Source organism: Pseudoalteromonas sp. APC 3250 (assembly GCF_030407915.1).
Lineage (GTDB): Bacteria > Pseudomonadota > Gammaproteobacteria > Enterobacterales > Alteromonadaceae > Pseudoalteromonas > Pseudoalteromonas tetraodonis.
Genome location: NZ_JASDCM010000037.1, coordinates 1 through 1,285, shown reverse-complemented (window position 1 = coordinate 1,285; position 1,285 = coordinate 1). Strand labels below are relative to the sequence as shown.

1 protein-coding gene is annotated in these 1,285 nt (G+C 44.8%); it reads left to right on the top strand.

All coding sequences use genetic code 11. The features are described 5' to 3' along the window. Entirely contained in the window at window positions 1–1,185 is a 1,185-nt protein-coding gene (gene tuf, locus QL986_RS18760) for an elongation factor Tu (RefSeq protein WP_013463851.1), read from the top strand. Window positions 1,186–1,285 lie beyond the last annotated feature (100 nt).

Here is a 1,285-nt window from a genome sequence, read left to right as displayed (position 1 = left end):
ATGGCAAAAGAAAAGTTTGAACGCGTAAAACCGCACGTAAACGTTGGTACAATCGGCCACGTTGACCACGGTAAAACTACACTAACTGCAGCAATCACTAACGTACTTGCAAAAGTATACGGCGGTGTTGCTAAAGATTTCGCATCAATCGATAACGCTCCAGAAGAGCGCGAGCGTGGTATCACAATCTCAACTTCACACGTTGAGTACGATACACCTACTCGTCACTACGCACACGTAGATTGTCCTGGTCACGCCGATTATGTTAAAAACATGATCACTGGTGCTGCTCAAATGGACGGCGCTATCTTAGTAGTTGCTGCGACTGATGGCCCTATGCCACAAACTCGTGAGCACATCCTACTTTCTCGCCAAGTTGGCGTTCCTTACATCGTTGTGTTCATGAACAAATGTGACATGGTTGATGATGAAGAGCTACTTGAGCTAGTAGAAATGGAAGTTCGTGAACTTCTTTCTGAATACGACTTCCCAGGTGATGACTTACCACTAATTCAAGGTTCTGCACTTAAAGCACTTGAAGGCGAAGAGCAATGGGAAGCTAAAATCGTAGAGCTTGCAGAAGCACTAGATACTTACATTCCAGAGCCAGAGCGTGACATCGATAAGCCATTCATCATGCCTATCGAAGACGTTTTCTCAATCCAAGGTCGTGGTACTGTTGTAACTGGCCGTGTTGAAGCTGGTATCATCAACGTGAATGACGAAGTTGAAATCGTTGGTATCAAAGAGACGACTAAGTCTACTTGTACTGGTGTTGAAATGTTCCGTAAGCTTCTTGACGAAGGTCGTGCTGGTGAGAACATTGGTGCACTTTTACGTGGTACTAAGCGTGAAGACGTTGAACGTGGTCAAGTACTAGCTAAGCCTGGTTCAATCAAGCCACACACTACATTCACTTCAGAAGTATACGTACTTTCGAAAGATGAAGGTGGTCGTCATACTCCATTCTTCAAAGGTTACCGTCCACAGTTCTACTTCCGTACAACTGACGTAACAGGTGACGTACAGTTACCAGAAGGCGTAGAAATGGTAATGCCTGGTGATAACGTTAAGATGACTGTAACGCTAATCGCGCCAATCGCGATGGACGAAGGTCTTCGTTTCGCTATCCGTGAAGGTGGCCGTACTGTAGGTGCTGGTGTTGTAGCAACTATCGTAGAGTAATAATTAACGTTTAAGTTAATTGTTAGAAAAAGGTCACTTAGGTGGCCTTTTTTAATGGCTGCGATTTACATCATGTGAAGGTGGCGCAGTTACCTTAGGC